This is a genomic window from Streptomyces sp. NPDC031445 (genome assembly GCF_055581365.1).
Genome location: NZ_JBVIJO010000003.1, coordinates 416199 through 436912 on the forward strand (window position 1 = coordinate 416199; position 20714 = coordinate 436912).

General features: G+C 73.0%; 14 protein-coding genes. 13 read left to right on the forward strand and 1 reads right to left on the reverse strand.

All coding sequences use genetic code 11. The features are described from left to right. Positions 1-51 precede the first annotated feature (51 nt). Genes ACZ5DC_RS12150 through ACZ5DC_RS12160 form a run of 3 tightly spaced genes read left to right on the forward strand, consistent with a single transcriptional unit; the run spans position 52 to position 1191 of the window. The gene (locus ACZ5DC_RS12150) at positions 52-252 is read left to right on the forward strand and encodes a DUF4244 domain-containing protein (RefSeq protein WP_078611786.1); all 201 of its coding nucleotides are present in this window, start codon (positions 52-54) and stop codon (positions 250-252) included. Between the two features lie 22 nt (positions 253-274). Further along, positions 275-613: a TadE family type IV pilus minor pilin gene (locus tag ACZ5DC_RS12155; protein WP_468651899.1), complete on the forward strand. Its 339-nt coding sequence runs from the start codon at positions 275-277 to the stop codon at positions 611-613. After that, entirely contained in the window at positions 610-1191 is a 582-nt protein-coding gene (locus ACZ5DC_RS12160) for an Rv3654c family TadE-like protein (RefSeq protein ID WP_468651901.1), read from the forward strand. Before ACZ5DC_RS12155 ends, ACZ5DC_RS12160 begins: the two co-directional genes overlap by 4 nt. Here the strand turns inward: ACZ5DC_RS12160 and ACZ5DC_RS12165 are convergent. Further along, positions 1124-3610, reverse strand: a complete 2487-nt coding sequence (locus ACZ5DC_RS12165) for a DEAD/DEAH box helicase (RefSeq protein ID WP_468651903.1) — start codon at positions 3608-3610, stop codon at positions 1124-1126. The genes ACZ5DC_RS12160 and ACZ5DC_RS12165 overlap by 68 nt on opposite strands. Before the next feature lie 80 nt (positions 3611-3690). On the opposite strand from ACZ5DC_RS12165, the gene bldG reads away from it, so the two are divergent. The 10 genes from bldG to ACZ5DC_RS12215 all read left to right on the forward strand — a co-directional run bounded on the left by bldG (position 3691) and on the right by ACZ5DC_RS12215 (position 20635). Then, positions 3691-4032, forward strand: a complete 342-nt coding sequence (gene bldG / locus ACZ5DC_RS12170) for an anti-sigma factor antagonist BldG (RefSeq protein WP_014674042.1) — start codon at positions 3691-3693, stop codon at positions 4030-4032. 188 nt (positions 4033-4220) lie between these two features. Then, positions 4221-4655, forward strand: a complete 435-nt coding sequence (locus ACZ5DC_RS12175; RefSeq protein WP_468651906.1) for an ATP-binding protein — start codon at positions 4221-4223, stop codon at positions 4653-4655. 401 nt (positions 4656-5056) lie between these two features. Further along, positions 5057-7459 (forward strand): sodium-translocating pyrophosphatase, encoded by a 2403-nt coding sequence (locus ACZ5DC_RS12180; RefSeq protein WP_468651908.1) that lies wholly within the window; start codon positions 5057-5059, stop codon positions 7457-7459. A 216-nt stretch (positions 7460-7675) separates the two neighbouring features. After that, entirely contained in the window at positions 7676-8305 is a 630-nt protein-coding gene (locus ACZ5DC_RS12185) for a small secreted protein (protein WP_468651910.1), read from the forward strand. A 252-nt stretch (positions 8306-8557) separates the two neighbouring features. After that, on the forward strand, positions 8558-10078 hold the full coding sequence (locus tag ACZ5DC_RS12190) for a DUF7059 domain-containing protein (RefSeq protein WP_468651912.1): 1521 nt from the start codon (positions 8558-8560) through the stop codon (positions 10076-10078). A 400-nt stretch (positions 10079-10478) separates the two neighbouring features. Then, entirely contained in the window at positions 10479-10676 is a 198-nt protein-coding gene (locus ACZ5DC_RS12195; RefSeq protein ID WP_468651914.1) for a hypothetical protein, read from the forward strand. Positions 10677-10933: 257 nt separating this feature from the next. Next, complete coding sequence (gene topA, locus ACZ5DC_RS12200; protein ID WP_468651916.1) at positions 10934-13765, forward strand: type I DNA topoisomerase; 2832 nt, start codon at positions 10934-10936, stop codon at positions 13763-13765. 166 nt (positions 13766-13931) lie between these two features. After that, on the forward strand, positions 13932-17279 hold the full coding sequence (gene tmk / locus ACZ5DC_RS12205; protein ID WP_468651918.1) for a dTMP kinase: 3348 nt from the start codon (positions 13932-13934) through the stop codon (positions 17277-17279). A gap of 261 nt (positions 17280-17540) precedes the next feature. Next, a complete protein-coding gene (locus ACZ5DC_RS12210; RefSeq protein WP_468651920.1) occupies positions 17541-18746 on the forward strand; it encodes a DNA polymerase III subunit delta' in 1206 nt (401 codons plus the stop codon). Positions 18747-19021: 275 nt separating this feature from the next. Further along, positions 19022-20635, forward strand: a complete 1614-nt coding sequence (locus tag ACZ5DC_RS12215) for an alpha/beta hydrolase (RefSeq protein WP_468651922.1) — start codon at positions 19022-19024, stop codon at positions 20633-20635. Positions 20636-20714 lie beyond the last annotated feature (79 nt).

The window sequence follows — 20714 nt, forward strand, 5'->3', positions numbered from 1 at the left end:
CGGCGACAGACGACAACGAGTGACAAGACCAGGAATCCCACGGGGGTCGAAATGTTCGAGAAGATCAGGAAAGCGGCGGTCCGGGTGCGCGGAGCCTGCCGTCAGGACGGCGGAATGGTGACGTCCGAGTACGCCATGGGGATCATCGCGGCCGTCGGGTTCGCGTTGCTGCTCTACAAGGTCGTCACCAGCGGCCAGGTCCAGGCGGAGCTGCAGGCCATCGTGAAGAAGGCCCTCAGTGCGCGGATGTGAGCGCGGTGGGGACGGTGGGTTCGTGACCGCGGAGGCGGCCGTGGTGCTGTCCGTGCTGGTGGCGTTCACGATGGCGCTGGTCTGGGGGCTGCTCGTGGTGGCGGCGCAGATCGAGTGCGTGGACGCGGCCCGCGCGGGCGCCCGGGCCGCCGCCCGGCAGGATCCGGCCGAGGCGGTGGTGACGGTGACCAGGGACGCGGCGCCTAGGGGAGCGCGGGTGACCGTCGCCCGGGAGGGCGACCATGTCCGGGTGGTGGTGGCGGCCAGGCCGCCGGTGCTGAGCGGTCTGCCGTTCGAGGTCCGGGAGGAGGCCGTGGCCCTCGCCGAGGACACGGTGGGACCGAGGGAGGCGGGGCCATGAGACGCCGGCGTGAGCCGACCGACGGACGAGTGCGTACCGAGCGCACCGACGGACGGCAGGAGGCGCGGTCCTGCGGACGACGGGAGGCGCGGTGCGGTGGGCCCGCTCAGCCGGATCGGCTGTCCGGCTCCGACCGCGGATCGGCCACCGTCTGGAGCCTGGGGGCGATCGCCGTGCTGTGCGTGGTGTTCGGCGCCGTGCTGGCTCTCGGGCAGGCCGTCGTCGTACGGCACCGGGCGGCCGGTGGCGCCGACCTGGCCGCGCTCGCGGCGGCGGACCACTGGGCCGAGGGCGGCCCGACGGCCTGCGCGCGGGCCGGGCGGCTGGCGGCGGCCCAGGGAGTACGGCTGGTGCGGTGCGCGATCGTGGGCGACACGTCCGAGGTGACGGCGGCCGCGGGAAGGGGGCCGTTCACGGCGGAGGTCAGGGCGAGAGCGGGACCGGCGGGCCCGGTGCCGCCCGGGGTGCCGGACGGGTCCTCGGTTTCCGGCGCCCAGATGGCCCCTTCGCCTACTCTCCCCCCGGTTCCGCCGCACCCGCACCCGCCTCCTCCGGCGCCCCCCGCAGCAGCGCCGTGAGCAGGCGTACCGCGCCCCTCTTGTGCAGGGGGTCGTTGCCGTTGCCGCACTTGGGGGACTGGATGCAGGACGGGCAGCCGGCCTCGCACTCGCAGGAGGCGATGGCCTCGCGGGTGGCGGTGAGCCAGGCGCGGGCGGTGTGGAAGGCGCGCTCGGCGAATCCGGCGCCGCCGGGGTGGCCGTCGTAGACGAAGACCGTGGGCAGGAGGGTGTCGGGGTGCAGGGGCACGGACACGCCGCCGATGTCCCAGCGGTCGCAGGTCGCGAAGAGGGGCAGCATGCCGATGGAGGCGTGTTCGGCGGCGTGCAGGGAGCCGCCGAGGATCTCCGGGGTGATCCGGGCCTCGTCCAGCTGGTCCTCGGTGACCGTCCACCACACCGCGCGTGTGCGCAGCGTACGAGGAGGGAGGTCGAGTTTCGTCTCGCCCAGCACTTCGCCGGTGATGAGGCGTCGGCGCAGGTAGGAGACCACCTGGTTGGTGACCTCCACCGAGCCGTAGCACAGGCGGCCGGCGCCCCACGGGATCTCGGTGTCCGTCTCCAGGATGGAGATGGACGTGGTGTCGCGGGCGACCGTCGAGTACGGCGGGTCCGCCTGCTCGACCAGGGCGACGGAGTCCTCCAGGTCCAGGGAACGCACCAGGTAGGTGCGGCCCTGGTGCAGGTGGACGGCGCCTTCGTGGACCGTGGAGTGCGCGGCGCTCGCGTCGACCGTGCCGAGCAGACGGCCCGTGGTGGCCTCGACGACCTGCACCGGACGGCCGCCGGCACCGCGGATGTCGGTGAGGTCGGCGGCCCGCTCCCGGCGGGTCCAGTGCCAGGCCTTGGTGCGCCGGCGCAGCAGCTTGGCGGCCTCCAGCTGCGGCAGCACGTCCGCGCAGGCCGGGCCGAAGAGGTCCAGGTCCTCCTCGGTCAGCGGCAGCTCCGCGGCGGCGGCGCACAGGTGCGGGGCGAGGACGTAGGGGTTGTCGGGATCGAGGACCGTCGATTCCACCGGCTGGTCGAACAGGGCCTCGGGGTGGTGGACGAGGAAGGTGTCCAGCGGGTCGTCGCGGGCGACGAGGACCGCCAGGGCGCCCTGGCCGGAGCGGCCCGCGCGGCCGGCCTGCTGCCACAGGGAGGCACGGGTGCCCGGGTAGCCGGAGATCACCACGGCGTCCAGGCCGGAGACGTCCACGCCCAGCTCCAGGGCGGTCGTGGCGGCGAGGCCGAGGAGTTCCCCGGAGTGCAGGGCGCGTTCCAGGGCGCGGCGCTCCTCGGGGAGGTAGCCGCCGCGGTAGGCCGCGACACGCCGGGCCAGGGAGCGGTCGACCTCGGCGAGCCTTTCCTGGGCGATCACCGAGATCAGCTCGGCGCCGCGCCGGGAGCGCACGAAGGCGACCGAGCGCACGCCCTGCACGGTGAGGTCGGTGAGCAGGTCGGCGGTCTCGGCGGTGGCGGTACGCCGAACGGGTGCGCCTCTCTCGCCCCGCAGTTCGGTGAGCGGCGGCTCCCAGAGGGCGAACACCAGCTCCCCGCGCGGGGAGGCGTCGTCGGCGACCTCGACGACCGGCAGGCCGGTCAGCCGCCGGGCGGCGACCGCGGGCTCGGCGGCGGTCGCCGAGGCCAGCAGGAACACGGGGGAGGAGCCGTAGCGGGCGCACAGGCGGCGCAGCCGGCGCAGCACCTGGGCGACGTGCGAGCCGAAGACGCCCCGGTAGGTGTGGCACTCGTCGATGACGACGTACCTGAGCGACTTCAGGAAGGAGGACCAGCGCGGGTGGGAGGGGAGTATCCCGCGGTGCAGCATGTCCGGGTTGGTGAGGACGTAGTTGGCGTACTGGCGGATCCACTCCCGTTCCTCGAACGGGGTGTCGCCGTCGTACACGGCAGGCCGTACCGCGGTGCCGAGGGGTTGTGAAAGTTCCTTCACCGACCGGCACTGGTCCGCCGCGAGCGCCTTGGTGGGGGACAGGTACAGAGCGGTGGCACCACGGCCGTTCGGGGCCTCCGCGCCGTCCAGGAGGGTGGACAGGACGGGCACGAGGTAGGCGAGGGACTTGCCGGAGGCGGTGCCGGTGGCGACGACCACCGAGTCGCCGTCCAGGGCGTGCTCGGCGGCCAGCGCCTGGTGCGCCCAGGGATGCTCGATGCCGCACTCCTGGACGGCCGCGATCACCTCGGGCCGAATCCGGTCAGGCCAGACGGCATGGCGGCCCGCACGCGGGGGCAAGTGCTCCGTATGAGTGATGCGCGCAGCCCGGCTCGGCCCGGAGGCGAGCCGGTCCAGGACCGTGCCCGGAGACGGGCGGGAGGCCGGGCGGGCCTGGGTTCGATCGGATCGGTGATTCTTGGCCATCGGCACCGAGTGTGTCACTGGCGTGACGGACAATGGAGCCAAGGCGTCGTGCACGCCTGCCGGTAAGTGATTGAATGCCATCGCGGCTGGCGAAACGTCCCGGGGGCCGCAAGCGAGGTGCCCAAGGGGCGACCGCTCGATAGCAAGGTGCTGGAGGATCCGTGGACCTGTCCCTGTCGACCCGTACCGTCGGCGATCGCACGGTCGTCGAGGTCGGTGGCGAAATCGACGTATATACCGCGCCCAAGCTGCGCGAGCAGCTGGTCGAGCTGGTGAACGACGGGAATTTCCACCTCGTCGTCGACATGGAAGGCGTGGACTTCCTCGACTCCACCGGGCTCGGCGTGCTGGTCGGCGGCCTGAAGAGGGTTCGTGCCCACGAGGGCTCGCTGCGTCTGGTCTGCAACCAGGAGCGCATTCTGAAGATCTTCCGCATCACCGGCCTCACCAAGGTGTTCCCGATTCACACCACGGTCGAGGAAGCGGTGGCGGCCACCGACTGATCGGCGACTGACCGATCCCGGACCGCTCGCCGGCACCGGGCTCCTGCCGGGGCCCGGTCGCCGGCCGGTCCCGTCCTGGGCAGCTGCCGGCGCGGCGGCCCGGGACACACAGATGTATGTACACCGGGGGGTGTGGGCGCTCGGCGGCCCCGCCCCCGACCGCACGCCCGTAGTCGCGAGGGGGATGCATGGCCACCGTCGAACTCCGCTTCAGCGCGCTGCCCGAGCACGTCAGGACCGCCCGGCTGGTGGCGGCAGCGGTGGCGCGCAGGGCCGGAGTGGACGAGGCCGTCCTGGACGAGGTGCGGCTCGCCGTGGGCGAGGCCTGCTCCCGCGCTGTCGGACTCCACCAGAACAGCGGCGTCACGGCACCGGTGAAGGTGGCGCTGATCGAAGAGGAGAAACAGTTCTCCATCGAGGTCGGCGACGAGGCGCCGCACGCCGCCCCGGGCGGCGACGCGCCCGGCGCCGGGCAGGAGGCCGAGGCGGAGGTCGAAGAGGACGAGATGGGCCTCGCGGTCATCAGCGGTCTCGTCGACGACGTGGAGGTCAGCACCGGGCAGAACGGGGGCCTGATCCGCATGACCTGGCCGACCGCGCCGCCGGCCGCCGCGCTCGCCTGATCCCCCGCCCGCCCGACCCGCTCGCCTGATCCCGCCGGCCCGATGCCGGGCGCCGGATCGCACCCGCCTGGTCGGCCGACCCGTCTCACCTGACCCGTCTCACCCGACTGGCCGTAGCCGCCACAACCATCCGACAAGCGCACAGGGGCCCTGCCGAGCAGGGCCCCTGCCGTGTTTTCCTGGCACTATGGAATTCGTGAACGAATTCACGATCAAAACGGTGGTAATTTGATCAAGTGCTCAGGTGGCCGACAATGGCTTTGGGGCATTACATCGTTCTGGTCCGCTGTATGTACACGCAGGCCAATTCCGTTTACCGTCACCGTCACCTGTTTAGATCACACGGCGGTACCTACAATCCGTCCACATCTTGAGCTCAGCCCAAGCGTCAAGGAGGACGAATGGCGGGGCTTTTCATTCCTCAGTCGGGTCACCCCACGTCCCTCGCGGCCGCGGTCCTGACCGACGACAACCGGATCCTCGTGGCCGTCATCGCGGCGGTCGCCCTGGCCGCGCTGGTGGTCGCGGGGATCCTGGTCCGCCAGGTGCTGGCGGCCGGCGAGGGCACCGACAGCATGCAGAAGATCGCCGAGGCGGTCCAGGAAGGCGCCAAGGCGTATCTCGCCCGGCAGTTGCGCACGCTCGGCGTATTCGCCGTCGTGGTCTTCTTCCTGCTCATGCTGCTGCCCGCGGACGACTGGAATCAGCGGGCCGGTCGCTCGGTGTTCTTCCTGATCGGAGCGGCGTTCTCCGCGGCCACCGGCTATATCGGCATGTGGCTCGCCGTACGCAGCAATGTGCGGGTCGCCGCGGCGGCCCGGGAAGCGACCCCGGCGCAAGGCGAGCCGGAAAAGGATCTCACCACCGTCTCCCACAAGGCGATGAAGATCGCATTTCGCACGGGCGGTGTCGTCGGCATGTTCACGGTGGGGCTCGGCCTGCTGGGCGCCTCCTGTGTGGTGCTGGTGTACGCGGCCGACGCGCCGAAGGTGCTGGAGGGCTTCGGCCTCGGCGCCGCCCTGATCGCGATGTTCATGCGGGTGGGCGGCGGCATCTTCACCAAGGCCGCCGACGTCGGCGCCGACCTGGTCGGCAAGGTCGAACAGGGCATCCCGGAGGACGACCCGCGCAATGCCGCGACCATCGCCGACAACGTGGGCGACAACGTCGGCGACTGCGCGGGCATGGCGGCCGACCTGTTCGAGTCGTACGCCGTGACCCTGGTGGCCGCGCTGATCCTCGGCAAGGCCGCCTTCGGCGACTCGGGGCTGGCGTTCCCGCTGCTGGTGCCCGCCATCGGGGTGATCACGGCGATGATCGGCATCTTCGCCGTCGCCCCCCGCCGGGCCGACCGCAGTGGCATGTCCGCGATCAACCGCGGCTTCTTCATCTCCGCGGTGATCTCGCTGGCGCTGGTCGCGATCGCCGTCTTCGTCTACCTGCCGTCGACGTACTCCGCCCTCGACGGCGTCACCGACGCGGCGATCAAGGGCAAGGACGGCGATCCGCGCATCCTCGCGCTGGTCGCGGTGGCCATCGGCATCCTGCTCGCCGCCGTCATCCAGCAGCTGACCGGCTACTTCACCGAGACCACCCGCCGTCCGGTGCGGGACATCGGCAAGACCTCCCTCACCGGTCCGGCCACCGTCGTCCTCTCCGGCATCTCGGTGGGCCTGGAGTCCGCCGTCTACACCGCGCTGCTCATCGGGCTCGGGGTGTACGGCGCGTTCCTGCTCGGCGGTACGTCGATCATGCTGGCGCTGTTCGCGGTCGCACTGGCCGGCACGGGCCTGCTCACCACGGTCGGCGTGATCGTCGCCATGGACACCTTCGGGCCGGTCTCCGACAACGCGCAGGGCATCGCCGAGATGTCCGGCGACGTCGAGGGGGCGGGCGCGCAGGTGCTCACCAACCTGGACGCGGTCGGCAACACCACCAAGGCCATCACCAAGGGCATCGCCATCGCCACCGCCGTCCTCGCCGCGTCGGCGCTGTTCGGGTCGTACCGCGACGCGATCACCACCAACGTGCAGGACGTCGGCGCGAAGCTCACCGGGCCGGGGTCGCCGCTCAGCCTGTCCCTGGACATCTCGCAGCCCAACAACCTCGTCGGCCTCATCGCGGGCGCCGCGGTCGTCTTCCTCTTCTCCGGACTGGCCATCAACGCGGTGTCGCGTTCGGCGGGTTCGGTGGTGTTCGAGGTGCGGCGGCAGTTCCGCGAGAAGCCCGGGATCATGGACTTCAGCGAGAAGCCCGAGTACGGCAAGGTCGTCGACATCTGCACCAAGGACGCCCTGCGGGAGCTGGCCACGCCCGGTCTGCTCGCCGTCATGGCGCCGATCTTCATCGGGTTCACGCTCGGGGTCGGCGCGCTCGGCTCCTACCTCGCCGGCGCGATCGGCGCGGGCACGCTGATGGCGGTGTTCCTCGCCAACTCCGGCGGCGCCTGGGACAACGCCAAGAAGCTCGTCGAGGACGGCAACCACGGCGGCAAGGGCAGCGAGGCCCACGCGGCCACGGTGATCGGGGACACGGTCGGCGACCCGTTCAAGGACACCGCCGGACCCGCGATCAACCCGCTGCTGAAGGTCATGAACCTGGTCTCGCTGCTCATCGCACCGGCAGTGATCAAGTTCTCCTACGGCGACGACAAGAACCTCGGCGTGCGGATCGGGATCGCCGTCCTCGCGCTGCTGGTGATCGTCGTTTCCGTCTACATCTCCAAGCGGCGCGGGATCGCCGTCGGGGACGACGACAGCGCCGGGCGGGTCGCCAACCCGCCGGACGCCGCGGTGGTTTCGTAGACCGGCGGCTCTGGACCGGGCCGGGACAGCAAGGCCCTGCTCGAACGGGTGGGCGGGCGGCGTGTACTGACGCCGCCCGCCCACCCGTCGTCTGTGGGCTCGCCCACGCCGTGAGCCTTCTCTCCCATGGCGCGAAAGATCACAAAACCCGACTTATGCCTCCCCCGGTGAGGGGAGTCAGTGCGTCCGCCGTGTAGATTCCGGGGGCCGAGAGCCATGGAAGGGACCAATCCGGTGAACAAGAAGCTCGCGGCCGCACTGTCCGGCGGTGCGGTACTGATGGTGGCGGTGTCCGGGTGCAGCGACGGCGGTGACAAGGGGCCCGACCCCAAGCTGGTGTCCTGGGCCAAGACGGTCTGCGACGCGGTGCCCGCGCAGGACGCGAAGATCAGGTCGGCCAACGCTTCCATCGCGGCCATCGCCACGGACACCAACCTCCCGCCCAAGGACGCCCAGAAGACGTACGCGGCCGCCTTCCAGGACATGGCCGAGGGCTACAAGGCGCTCGCCGACGCCCTCGACAGCGCCGGAGCGCCCCCCGGCATCGACGGCGGCGCCAAGCTCCAGCAGGACGCGGCCAAGAACCTCGCCGGCCTCTCCACGTCGTACGCCGACCTGAAGAAGAAGGTCGACGGGCTCAACACCAAGGACCAGGGCAAGTTCGCCAAGGGCCTGAAGGAGGTCGCCCTGCAGACCAAGGAGGTCGGCAAGCAGAGCGACAGCGGCACGCAGGCGCTGAAGCGGCTGGAGAGCGGTGACGTCAAGGAGGCGATGGCCGAGCAGCCCAGCTGCAAGGTCGCCGCGTCCGGCTCCGCACAGCCGACGGCGTCGACGACGGCCGGCTGACGCCGGGGCGGCCGGCTCACGGCCGCGGTGCGCGGCGGACACCGGTGAGTGGCCGGCTGCCGCCGGAGGGTTCTTGGCGCAGGTCGGGGACGGTCCTCCGACGTCGGCCGCAACCGGCTGGCGTCGGCGGCAGCCAGCTGACGCATGGGCCCGCGCAGCCGTTCCCGCGTGGGTCCACGCGGCTCCCACGAGCCGGCCCGCGCAGCCGCCGCCGGTCGGCCCCGCGCGGGCGTCGCGGGCCACAATGGGGGCGTGACTGACTCCCGACCCGCTCCCCTGCCCGTTTCCGACCGGCCCGACATCGCCGCGCGCCTGAGGGACGCCCTGCTGGCCGCCTCCTTCACCGCCGACGGGCTGCTCGACCTGCTCGGCGCGCCCGCGTACGCGGCGCTGGCCCGCAGCGAGACCGTGCCCGCTCTCCGGGCCACCCGTGGCGACACGCCGCTGGAGACGCTCGTGCGGCTGTTCCTGCTCCAGCAACCGGTGCCCCACGCGCGCGTGGCGGCCGTGCTGCCGGTCGAGGAGGCGGTGGAGGCCGGCTGGCTCCGGCGCGTGGGCGGGGACGAGGTGGCCGCGAGCGTGGACGTACGGCCGTACGGCGGCCCCGGGGGCGAGGACTGGTTCATCGTCTCCGACCTCGGCTGCGCGGTCGGCGGGGCCGGCGGCATCGGACAGCGCGACGAGGGCGTCGTCCTGGGCGTCGGCGGCGCCTCGACGACCCTCGCCGGCATCACCGTCCGCACCCCCGTCGCCGCCGCGCTGGACCTCGGCACCGGGTCCGGGATCCAGGCGCTGCACGCCGCACAGCACGCCACGCGCGTGACGGCGACCGACCTCAACCCGCGCGCGCTGCACATCACGGCGCTCACGCTGGCGCTCTCCGGGGCGCCCGCGGCCGACCTGCGCGAGGGCTCGCTGTTCGAACCGGTACGGGACGACGAGACGTTCGACCTGATCGTCTCCAACCCGCCGTTCGTGATCTCCCCGCGCGCCCGGCTGACGTACCGGGACGGCGGCATGGGCGGGGACGATCTGTGCCGCTCGCTCGTTCAGGGAGCGGGGGAACGGCTGAACGAGGGCGGGTTCGCGCAGTTCCTCGCGAACTGGCAGCACGTGGCGGGGGAGGACTGGCAGGACAGACTCAGGTCGTGGGTGCCGCGCGGGTGCGATGCCTGGATCGTGCAGCGCGAGGTGCAGGACGTCACGCAGTACGCCGAGCTGTGGCTGAGGGACGCCGGTGACCACCGCGGGGACCCGGCGGAGTACCAGGCGCGCTACGACGCCTGGCTCGACGAGTTCGAGGCGCGCAAGGTCAGGGCGGTCGGCTTCGGCTGGATCACCCTGCGCAGGACAGGATCCGCCGAGCCCGTCGTCACCGTGGAGGAGTGGCCGCATCCGGTCGAACAACCGCTCGGGGAGACGATCCGGGCGCACTTCGAGCGGCTCGACTACCTCCGTGAGCACGACGACGCGGCGCTGCTGGACAGTCACTTCAAGCTCGTCCCGGAGGTGGTCCAGGAGCAGGTCGGGCTGCCCGGCGCCGAGGACCCGGAGCACGTGGTGCTGCGCCAGCACCGCGGGATGCGCCGGGCGACGAAGGTGGACACGGTCGGTGCCGGGTTCGCGGGGGTGTGCGACGGCACGCTGAGCGCGGGCCGCATCCTGGACGCCATCGCCCAGCTCGTCGGCGAGGACCCGGTGGTGCTCCGCGACCGTACGCCCGCGCAGATCCGGCTGCTCGTGGAGCAGGGCTTCCTGGAGCCGGCGGGCTGAGCGGGCGCGGGCGGGCCGCGAGCGCCCTGCCCTGGGCGGTGCAGAGGCGTCCGGTGGGGCGCCCGGTGAGAGGCCGGGCGAGGAGCGGTGCCGGTCAGGTGCCGTACGCCGGGTGCCGGTGCCGTCGTAGGCACGGTCCGATCATCTTCCGATCGCGGCGCGCCCATCGTCGTATGCCCGGGGCACGGGCCCGGCGGGGTTGCCGGCCGGGGGCGGCTCCGAGCCGCTTTCCGAAAACGGCCGGAAAAATATCCGCACCGGATCTGCGGTCCCCTCATTCGAGCGAGGGTTCGAATGATCGCAGGTCTTCCGTTCACCACGATGTCGCCCGCCCGCCTCCCGGGCGTGCCACCCTCCCGGCGCTGGGCACAGCCGACGGCAGGGAAGGGGCGCTCGGGCGATGGAGAGCGGACCGGCGATCTTCGCGGGAGTGGTGTTCGCCCTGTTCGGGGCCGGTCTGCTGGTGTGGACCGGCACCCGTCTGCGGCGCCGGGAACCGGTGGCCCTCGGTGTGAGTCGGGTCGCATCCACCGCCGTCGCGAGCCTGGCCGGAACGCTCGCGCTGAGCCTCGCCGTGTACTGCCTGACCCGGCTCTGAGACGGGTCGCCGCCCTGTCCGGCGGGTAAGGGGAGCGTCACGCTCCGGACATGATCGCGAGGGTGACCGGGCAGTCCGGGCGGCAGGAATGGCGGTAGTCGGGTTACCGTTCGAGTGGCCGTTGTGGGCTTTTCCCGTTTGACACGGGGGCGGGATGTAGCGTCACACTCCGCAGCGTCACACGTGCCAGCAGTACGCCGCGACCCCGGGAACAAGGCCTGGGGAGGACCCAGCGTCGACCGGAGAGAAGAGCGAAGTTGTCCCCGACCAGCGAGACCGCACAGGGCGGCCGCCGACTCGTCATCGTCGAGTCGCCTGCCAAGGCGAAGACGATCAAGGGCTACCTCGGCCCCGGATACGTCGTCGAAGCGAGCGTCGGGCACATCCGCGACCTTCCCAACGGCGCCGCCGAGGTGCCCGAGAAGTACACCGGCGAGGTCCGGCGCCTCGGTGTGGACGTCGACCATGACTTCCAGCCGATCTATGTCATCAATGCTGACAAGAAGGCCCAGGTCAAGAAGCTCAAGGACCTGCTGAAGGACTCCGACGAGCTGTTCCTCGCGACGGACGAGGACCGGGAGGGCGAGGCGATCGCCTGGCACCTCCAGGAGGTCCTGAAGCCGAAGATCCCGGTCAAGCGCATGGTGTTCCACGAGATCACCAAGGACGCGATCCGCGCGGCCGTCGCCAACCCGCGCCAGCTCAACCAGAAGCTGGTCGACGCCCAGGAGACCCGCCGCATCCTCGACCGCCTCTACGGCTACGAGGTCTCCCCGGTGCTGTGGAAGAAGGTCATGCCCCGGCTGTCGGCCGGCCGCGTGCAGTCCGTCGCCACACGGCTCGTCGTGGAGCGGGAACGCGAGCGCATCGCTTTTCGTTCTGCCGAGTACTGGGACCTGACGGGCACCTTCGCGACCGGCCGCGCGGGGGATCCGTCGGACCCGTCGTCGCTGGTCGCCCGCCTGCAGACCGTCGACGGCCGGCGGGTCGCGCAGGGCCGCGACTTCGACTCCCTGGGGCAGCTCAGGAGCGAGAACACCCTTCACCTCGACGAGGCGACCGCCCGCGCCCTCGCCGCCGCCCTGGAGAACACCCGCTTCTCCGTGCGGTCCGTCGAGTCCAAGCCGTACCGCCGCTCGCCGTACGCCCCGTTCCGTACGACGACGCTGCAGCAGGAGGCCAGCCGCAAGCTGGGCTTCGGCGCGAAGGCGACCATGCAGATCGCCCAGAAGCTGTACGAGAACGGCTACATCACGTACATGCGTACGGACTCCACGACGCTGAGCGACACGGCGGTCTCCGCCGCCCGCGCCCAGGTCACGCAGCTGTACGGCGCCGACTACCTGCCGCCGCAGCCGCGCACCTACGCCGCCAAGGTCAAGAACGCCCAGGAGGCGCACGAGGCGATCCGCCCGTCGGGTGATCGTTTCCGCACGCCCGCGGAGACCGGCCTGACCGGCGACCAGTTCAAGCTGTACGAGCTGATCTGGAAGCGGACGGTCGCCTCCCAGATGAAGGACGCGACCGGCAACAGCGTCACCGTGAAGATCGGCGGCACCGCCGCCGACGGCCGGAACGTCGAGTTCAGCGCCTCCGGCAAGACGATCACCTTCCACGGCTTCCTGAAGGCCTACGTCGAGGGTGCCGACGACCCGAACGCCGAGCTGGACGACCGCGAGCGCCGGCTGCCGCAGGTCGCCGAAGGCGACGCGCTGTCCGCCGAGGAGATCACGGTCGACGGCCACGCCACCAAGCCCCCGGCCCGCTACACCGAGGCCTCCCTGGTCAAGGAGCTGGAAGAGCGGGAGATCGGCCGTCCGTCGACGTACGCGTCGATCATCGGCACGATCCTGGACCGCGGCTACGTCTTCAAGAAGGGCACGGCCCTGGTGCCGTCGTTCCTGTCGTTCGCCGTGGTGAACCTCCTGGAGAAGCACTTCGGACGGCTCGTCGACTACGACTTCACCGCGCGGATGGAGGACGACCTCGACCGCATCGCGGCGGGCGAGGCCAAGGCCGTGCCGTGGCTGAAGCGCTTCTACTTCGGCGAGGGGACGGCCACGGGCGGCGCGGCCGACGCCGGCAACGGCGACGGCGACCACCTCGGCGGCCTCAAGGAGCTGGTGACCGACCTGGGCGCGATCGACGCGCGCGAGGTGTCGTCGTTCCCGGTCGGCAACGACATCGTGCTCCGCGTCGGCCGTTACGGCCCGTACATCGAGCGCGGCGAGAAGGACACCGAGCAGCACCAGCGCGCCGACATCCCGGACGACCTGGCACCGGACGAGCTGACCGTCGAGCTGGCGGAGGAGCTGCTGGCCAAGCCCAGCGGCGACTTCGAGCTGGGCACCGACCCGGCCACCGGCCACACGATCGTGGCCAAGGCCGGCCGCTACGGCCCGTACGTCACCGAGGTGCTCCCCGAGGGCACCCCGAAGACCGGCAAGAACGCGGTCAAGCCGCGCACGGCCTCGCTGTTCAAGTCCATGTCGCTCGACACGGTGACGCTGGACGACGCGCTGAGGCTGATGTCGCTGCCGCGTGTCGTCGGCACCGACGCGGACGGCCAGGAGATCACCGCGCAGAACGGCCGCTACGGGCCGTACCTGAAGAAGGGCACGGACTCGCGCTCGCTCCAGTCCGAGGACCAGCTCTTCACGATCACGCTGGAGGAGGCGCAGGCGATCTACGCCCAGCCGAAGCAGCGGGGCCGGGCGGCCGCCAAGCCGCCGCTGAAGGAGCTGGGCGAGGACCCGGTCTCCGGGAAGCCGGTCGTGGTCAAGGACGGCCGCTTCGGTCCGTACGTCACCGACGGCGAGACCAACGCGACGCTGCGCTCCGGCGACAGCGTCGAGGCGATCACTCCTGAGCGTGGTTTCGAGCTGCTCGCCGAGAAGCGCGCGAAGGCGCCCGCCAAGAAGACCGCGAAGAAGGCGGCGGCCAAGAAGACCGCCCCGGCGAAGAAGACCGCCGCCAAGAAGACGGCCGCGAAGAAGACCACGGCCGCGGCGAAGAAGACGACCGCCAAGAAGACCACCGCCAAGAAGGCGACGGCGTCCAGGGCGACGGCTTCCGGCGCGGAGGACTGACACGCGGCGGGTCACCGACGTGACGTCGCGTCACTGACACGCCGTCGCGACCGGCGGTCTCCCCCCGGTGCGCACGACGGACGCCCCGGCACCCCCCCGGTGCCGGGGCGTGCGCATGACCGGACACGCGAGGTGTGGTGTCAGCGGCTGCGGATAGGCTGAACGCATGACGCGAGCCGAGCAGCCGACGGCCCACCCCACAGCACCGGACGACGCCCTGGTCGCGGACTCCCGCGAGCGCGCCGTCCGCTCCCTGCTGCGCCGACCGCAGCTGAGGCGCCTGTGGAGCGCGCAGCTGGTGAGCGGTGTCGGCGACATCCTGTCCCTCCTCGTTCTCGTCCTCCTGGTCCTCCAGTCGGCGATCGCCGAGGGGGCCTTCGGCGGCGGCTACCGAGGCGTGGCGTTCGCGGTGGCGACGGTGTTCGCCGCGCGCGTCGTCGCCGCGCTGCTCTTCGGGGCCGTCCTCCTCGGCCCGCTGGCCTCCCTCATCGCCCCGGAGGGCCCGCTCGACCGCCGCTGGACCATGGTCGGCGCCGACGGCCTGCGCGCGGCGCTGCTGATCGTCGCCCCCCTGTGGATCGACTGGACGCCGGACAACGCGCCGGCCGTCCTGCTCGTCACCGCCTTCGTCACCGGCGTCGCCGAGCGGCTGTGGACCGTCTGCCGGGAGAGCGCCGCTCCGGCCCTGCTGCCGGCCCCGCCGCCGGAGGGCGCGACGGTACGGCCGCTGCCGGACCACCTGGACGCCCTGCGCCGCCTGTCGCTGCGGACGACCTTCCTGGCGGTGCCGCTGGCCGCCGCCGCCCTGGTCGTCGCCGCTCTGCTGAACAACCTGCTGGGCACCGGCGTGGCCTGGTTCGACCAGCACCAGGCGGCCCTCGCGTCGTACGTGGCGGCGGGCCTGTTCGCGGCCTCGCTGGCCGTGCTGACCTACCTGGAGCTGCCTGTCACGCGCACCCCCCGCGCGCGGTCCCCGCTGGAGGGGCTGCGCCGCCCGCGCACCGGCACGGGCGTCGACAAGGGCCGTACGGGCGCCATCCCGCTGCTCGTCCCGGCCTGTGCCGGGGTCGCCGGCGCCATCGCGGCGGCCGTCTCGGTGTGCGTGCTGCACGCCAAGGACCTGGGCGGCGGCCCCGTGCTGTACGGCCTGCTGGTGCTGGGCCTGACCGGCGGTGTCGCCCTCGGCATCCGCACCGCCCCCACGCTGCTGCCCTCGCTCTCCCGCCGCCGTCTGCTGGCCCTGGCCATCGCCGTCACGGGCATCGCGCTGCTGGCCGCCGGGCTGGTCCCGGACGTCACCACGGTCCTGCTGATCGTCACGCTCGCCGGCGTCGGCGCGGGCGTGGCCGCCAACACCGGGCACACCCTGCTCGACCAGGAGACCGAGGACTCCCGCCGGGCGCGCACCACCGAGCACCTGCACGCCATGGTCCGCGTCTTCATAGCGCTCGGTGCCCTGATCGCGCCCCTGATCGCGGCCCTGATCGGCCCGCACCGGCTGGAGAACGGCAGGTTCGTCTTCGCGCACGGCGGTGCGGCCTTCACCCTCATGCTGGTCGGCGCGCTGCTGCTGCCGGTGGCCGCGCTGGTGCTCGCCAAGGTCGACGACCGCTCCGGCGTGCCGCTGCGGCAGGACCTCAGGGACGCCCTGCTGGGCGGCGACGACCCGGACACCGCCCCGGCGGCCAACGGCTTCTTCATCGCCCTCGAGGGCGGCGACGGCGCGGGCAAGTCCACCCAGGCCGAGGCGCTCGCCGAGTGGATCCGCGCCAAGGGTCACGAGGTGGTGCTCACCCGCGAGCCCGGCGCCACCCCGGTGGGCAAGCGGCTGCGCTCGATCCTGCTGGACGTGTCGTCGGCGGGCCTGTCCCACCGCGCGGAGGCGCTGCTGTACGCCGCCGACCGCGCCGAGCACGTCGACACCGTCGTACGACCCGCCCTGGAGCGGGGCGCGGTGGTGATCACCGACCGCTACATCGACTCCTCCGTCGCCTACCAGGGCGCCGGCCGCGACCTGTCCCCGACCGAGATCGCCCGCATCAACCGCTGGGCCACCAACGGACTCGTCCCGCACCTGACCGTGCTGCTTGACGTCTCCCCGGAGACCGCCCGCGAGCGGTTCACCGAGGCACCGGACCGGCTGGAGTCGGAGCCCGCGGAGTTCCACGCGCGCGTGCGGGCCGGTTTCCTCACGCTGGCCGCCTCCGACCCCGGGCGCTACCTGGTCGTGGACGCCGGACAGGAGCCCGAGGCCGTCACCACCGTGATCCGGCACCGGCTGGATGTCGTGCTGCCGCTGTCCGAGGCCGAGATCAAGGCCCAGGAGGAGGCCCGCAGGAAGGCCGAGGAGGAGGCCCGCCGCAAGGCCGAGGAAGAGGCCGCCCGCAAGGCCGAGGAGGAGCGCCTGGAGCGCGAGCGCCAGGAGCAGCTGGCCAAGTTGCGCGCCGAGGAGGAGGAGCGCAAGCGGCGCGAGCTGGAGGAGGCGCAGCGGCGCAAGGCCGAACGCCAGGCGGAGGAGGCCCGGCAGCGGGCCGAGGAGGCCCGCCGGCGCGCGGAGGAGGAGCGGCAGCGGCTGCTCGCCGAGGAGAAGGCGCGCGCCGAGGAGGAGGCCCGCCGCCAGGCCGAGGAGGAGCGGCGCCGCAAGCAGGCCGAGGAGGAGGCCCGCCGGCGTGCCGAGGAGGAGGCCCGGCAGGCACGGCTGCGCGCCGAGGAGGAGGCCCGGCGTCTGGAGGCCCAGCGCAAGGCCGAGGAGGCGCTGCTGCGGGCCGAGGAGGCCCGCCGGCAGGCCGCCGAGGCCGCGGCGGCGGCCGACGCGGCGGCCCGCAGGCCCAGCACGCCTCCGCCGGCGGCACCGCGGGTGGTCCCGGACGCGACCACGGTGCCCACACCGGTGGTGCCGGCGGAAGCGGCCGCGCGCGGGACGGACGCGCGAGGCACGGACACGCGGGGCACGGACGAGGAAACGACGGTGCTGCGCCCGGTGCGCGAGGATCGTGACGCCCGCGACTTCCGTGACGCGCGCGACCTCCGCGACTCCCGTGAAGGCTGGGGAGGCCACTCCGACTCCGAGGTGACCGCAGAGCTGCCGCAACCGCCGGCGGCCACCGGACCGGCCGACGAGACCGCGGTGCTGCCGCGGGTGCCGTCGGCTGCGGCGGAGGAGACGGCCGAGCTGCCGGCGGTGGCTCCGGGCGCGGTGGACGACACCGCGGTGCTGCCGCCCGTACGGGACGACGCCCCGTCGGACCGGGTGCCGCCCGGTTTCTTCCGGGACGAGCGGTCCGCCGCGGGCCCCGACGGCTCCGAGCCGCGCACGCGCGAGATGCCGCAGCTCGGCGCCGACGGCACGCCCCGCCGCCGACCGCGCCCCGACTGGGCCGAGGAGACCCCGCTGGACGACCTGCCCACACTGGCCGACGAACTGCTGGGTTCCTACGACGAGGGGCAGTACGCGGACCAGGGCGACGGCGAGGAACAGGGCCGCAAGGGCCGCGGCCGCGGGCGCCGCGGTTGAGCCGGGCGCCGGTGAGGGCCGGGTCCCGGGGCGCCGGTAAGGGTTGGTCCGCGGGCGCTGGTGTGAGCCGGTCTCCGGGCGCTGGTACCGGTGCCGGCTGGTACCGGTACCGGCCGGGCAGGTGCGGCGCCCCGTCTCCGGAGGCGCGGCCCACCGGTGCCACGGCCTCCGCCTCCGCGACCTCCGTCCGCCCCCGTTGTCAGTGCCCACCCGCACAATGGATGCCGGAACGCGGAGTGTGACGGAAGGGCGGCGTGACCCATGACCGTGTGGGACGACCTCGTCGGGCAGGAGCAGGTGAGCGCGGTGCTGGACGCCGCCGCGCGGGACGCCGACGCCCTCGTCACGGCCGCCGCGGCGGACCAGCCGCTGCCCGAGACGTCGAAGATGACGCACGCCTGGCTCTTCACCGGCCCGCCCGGCGCGGGCCGGAACCAGGCGGCCAGGGCCTTCGCCGCCGCCCTGCAGTGCGTGAGCCCCGACCGCGCGCTCGGCGGCGCCCCCGGCTGCGGCTTCTGCGACGGCTGCCACACCGCGCTGCTCGGCACCCACGCGGATGTCACGACGGTCGCCGCGGTCGGCTCCGAGATCCTGGTCAAGGACATGCGGGACACGGTCCGCAAGTCGTTCACCTCCCCGGCGAACGGCCGCTGGCAGATCATCCTGGTCGAGGACGCCGAGCGGCTGAACGAGAAGTCGGCCAACGCGGTGCTCAAGGCGGTGGAGGAGCCCGCCCCGCGTACGGTCTGGCTGCTGTGCGCGCCCTCCGTCGAGGACGTCCTGCCGACCATCCGCTCCCGTTGCCGCCACCTGAACCTGCGCACGCCGTCCGTCGAGGCGGTCGCCGGCATGCTCATGCGGCGCGACGGCATCGAACCCGAGCTGGCCGTGTCCGCCGCCCGCGCCACCCAGGGGCACGTGGACCGGGCCCGCCGCCTGGCCACCGACCCGGCGGCCCGCGAGCGCCGGGCCGCCGTGCTGAAGCTCCCGCTGCGGCTGGACGAGGTCGGCGCCTGTCTGAGGGCCGCCCAGGAGCTGGTCGACGCGGCCGCCGAGGACGCCAGACAGCTCGCCGAGGAGATGGACGGCAAGGAGACCGAGGAGCTGAAGGCGGCGCTCGGCGCGGCGCAGGGCGGTCGCATGCCGCGCGGCACGGCGGGGGTGATGAAGGACCTGGAGGACATGCAGAAGCGCCGCAGAACCCGTACGCAGCGCGACAGCCTGGACGTCGCGCTCGGCGATCTCACCGCGTTCTACCGCGACGTCCTCGCCCTGCAACTCGGTACGCGCGTGGCGCTCGCCAACGCCGACGCGGAGGACGCCCTGGAGCGGCTGGCCCGGGCCGGAACCCCGGAGTCCACCCTCCGCCGCATCGAGGCGATCGCGGCGTGCCGCGAGGCCCTGGACCGCAATGTGGCTCCGCTGCTGGCGGTGGAGGCGATGACGATGGCGCTGCGCGCGGGATGAGGGGCCCCGTCCCCGAGGGCGCCCGGCGGGCAGGGCCGGGGCCGTCGGGGCGACCTGTCCGTGAGGGCGACCCGGCGGGGCAGGGCTCAGGCCGTCAGGGCGACTGGCCCAGCGGGGGAACCAGAGGGGGGCCGGCCCAGGGAGGGCGACCGTGCAGGGCCCGGCCCGGCCCGGCAGGGCGACCGGCTGACGGGGGAGGAGCCCGCGTGTCCCTCGTACGAGCCACAATCGACACGCACCGCACGCATCCCGTCGCACATGGTTAGGCTCGCCGGATGCACACCAGGCCATCCCCCCGCACCCGCCGGACCCGGGGCACCCGCGCCCGGACGACGGCCCGCCTCACGGCCACCCTCCTGACGGCCGCCGCACTGCTCGTGTCCGCCTGCTCCTCCGGGAGCTCGACCGCATCCTCCGCGGGCGGGACGGTGCAGGCGGCGCTGGCCGCGCTGCCGCATGCGACGCCGTCGGCGCTGACGCCGTACTACGGCCAGCGGTTGAGCTGGCGCGACTGCGGTGTGCCCGGATTCCAGTGCGCGACGATGAAGGCCCCGCTGGACTACGCCAGGCCCGACGCGGGCTCCGTCCGGCTCGCGGTGGCCCGCAAGAGGGCCACCGGCAAGGCCGGGCGGCTCGGCTCCCTGCTGGTCAACCCGGGCGGACCGGGCGGCTCGGCGGTCGGGTACCTCCAGCAGTACGCGGGCATCGGCTACCCGGCCCAGGTCCGGGCCCGCTACGACATGGTCGCGGTGGACCCGCGGGGCGTCGCCCGCAGCGAGCCCGTCCAATGCCTCGACGGGCGGCAGATGGACGCGTACACGCGGACCGACCTGACCCCCGACGACCAGCGGGAACGGGACGCGCTGGTCGCGGCGGACCGGAAGTTCGCGGAGAGCTGCGGGGCCCGCTCGGCCCGGCTGCTGCGGCACGTCTCCACCGTCGAGGCGGCACGGGACATGGACATCCTGCGGGCGGCGCTCGGGGACCGGAGGCTCAACTACGTCGGGGCGTCGTACGGCACGTTCCTCGGCGCGACGTACGCCGGACTGTTCCCCCGGCGGGTCGGCCGGATGGTCCTGGACGGCGCGATGGACCCCACCCTGGACGCGCGCAGGCTGAACCTGGACCAGACGGCGGGCTTCGAGACGGCGTTCCAGGCGTTCGCGAAGGACTGCGTACGGCACTCCGACTGCCCGCTCGGCGGGAAGGGCACGACGCCGGCGCGGGTCGGCGCCAACCTGAACGCGTTCTTCCGCAAGCTGGACGGCCACCCCGTCCCGGCGGGCGACGCGGACGGCCGCAAGCTGGGGGAGTCCCTGGCCACGACCGGGGTGATCGCGTCGATGTACGACGAGGGGTCCTGGGAGCAACTGCGCGAGGCGCTGACCTCGGCGATGAAGGAGAACGACGGCGCCGGCCTGCTGGCCCTCGCCGACAGCTACTACGAGCGGGACGCGAACGGCCACTACAGCAATCTGATGATGGCCAACGCCGCAGTGAACTGCCTGGACCTGCCGCCGGCCTTCTCCGGTCCCGAGGACGTCGAGAAGGCGCTGCCCGCGTTCGAGAAGGCGTCCCCGGTCTTCGGCGCGGGGCTGGCCTGGGCCTCGCTGAACTGCGCGTACTGGCCGGTGCGGGCGACGGGCGAGCCGCACCGCATCGAGGCGAAGGGGGCGGCGCCGATCGTGGTGGTCGGCACGGTCCGCGACCCGGCCACCCCCTACCGCTGGGCCCGTTCCCTGGCCCGCCAGCTCTCCTCGTCCCGCCTGCTGACCTACGACGGCGACGGCCACACGGCGTACGGCCGGGGCAGCGCCTGCATCGACACGGCGATCGACACCTACCTCCTGCGCGGCACCCCGCCGGCCGCCGGAAAGCGCTGCTCATAGCCCCTGCCGCTCACCCCGCACCCACCCCCTCCGGAGTGGGTGCGAAGCACCCTCGGAAACTGTGTAGACTTACCGACGT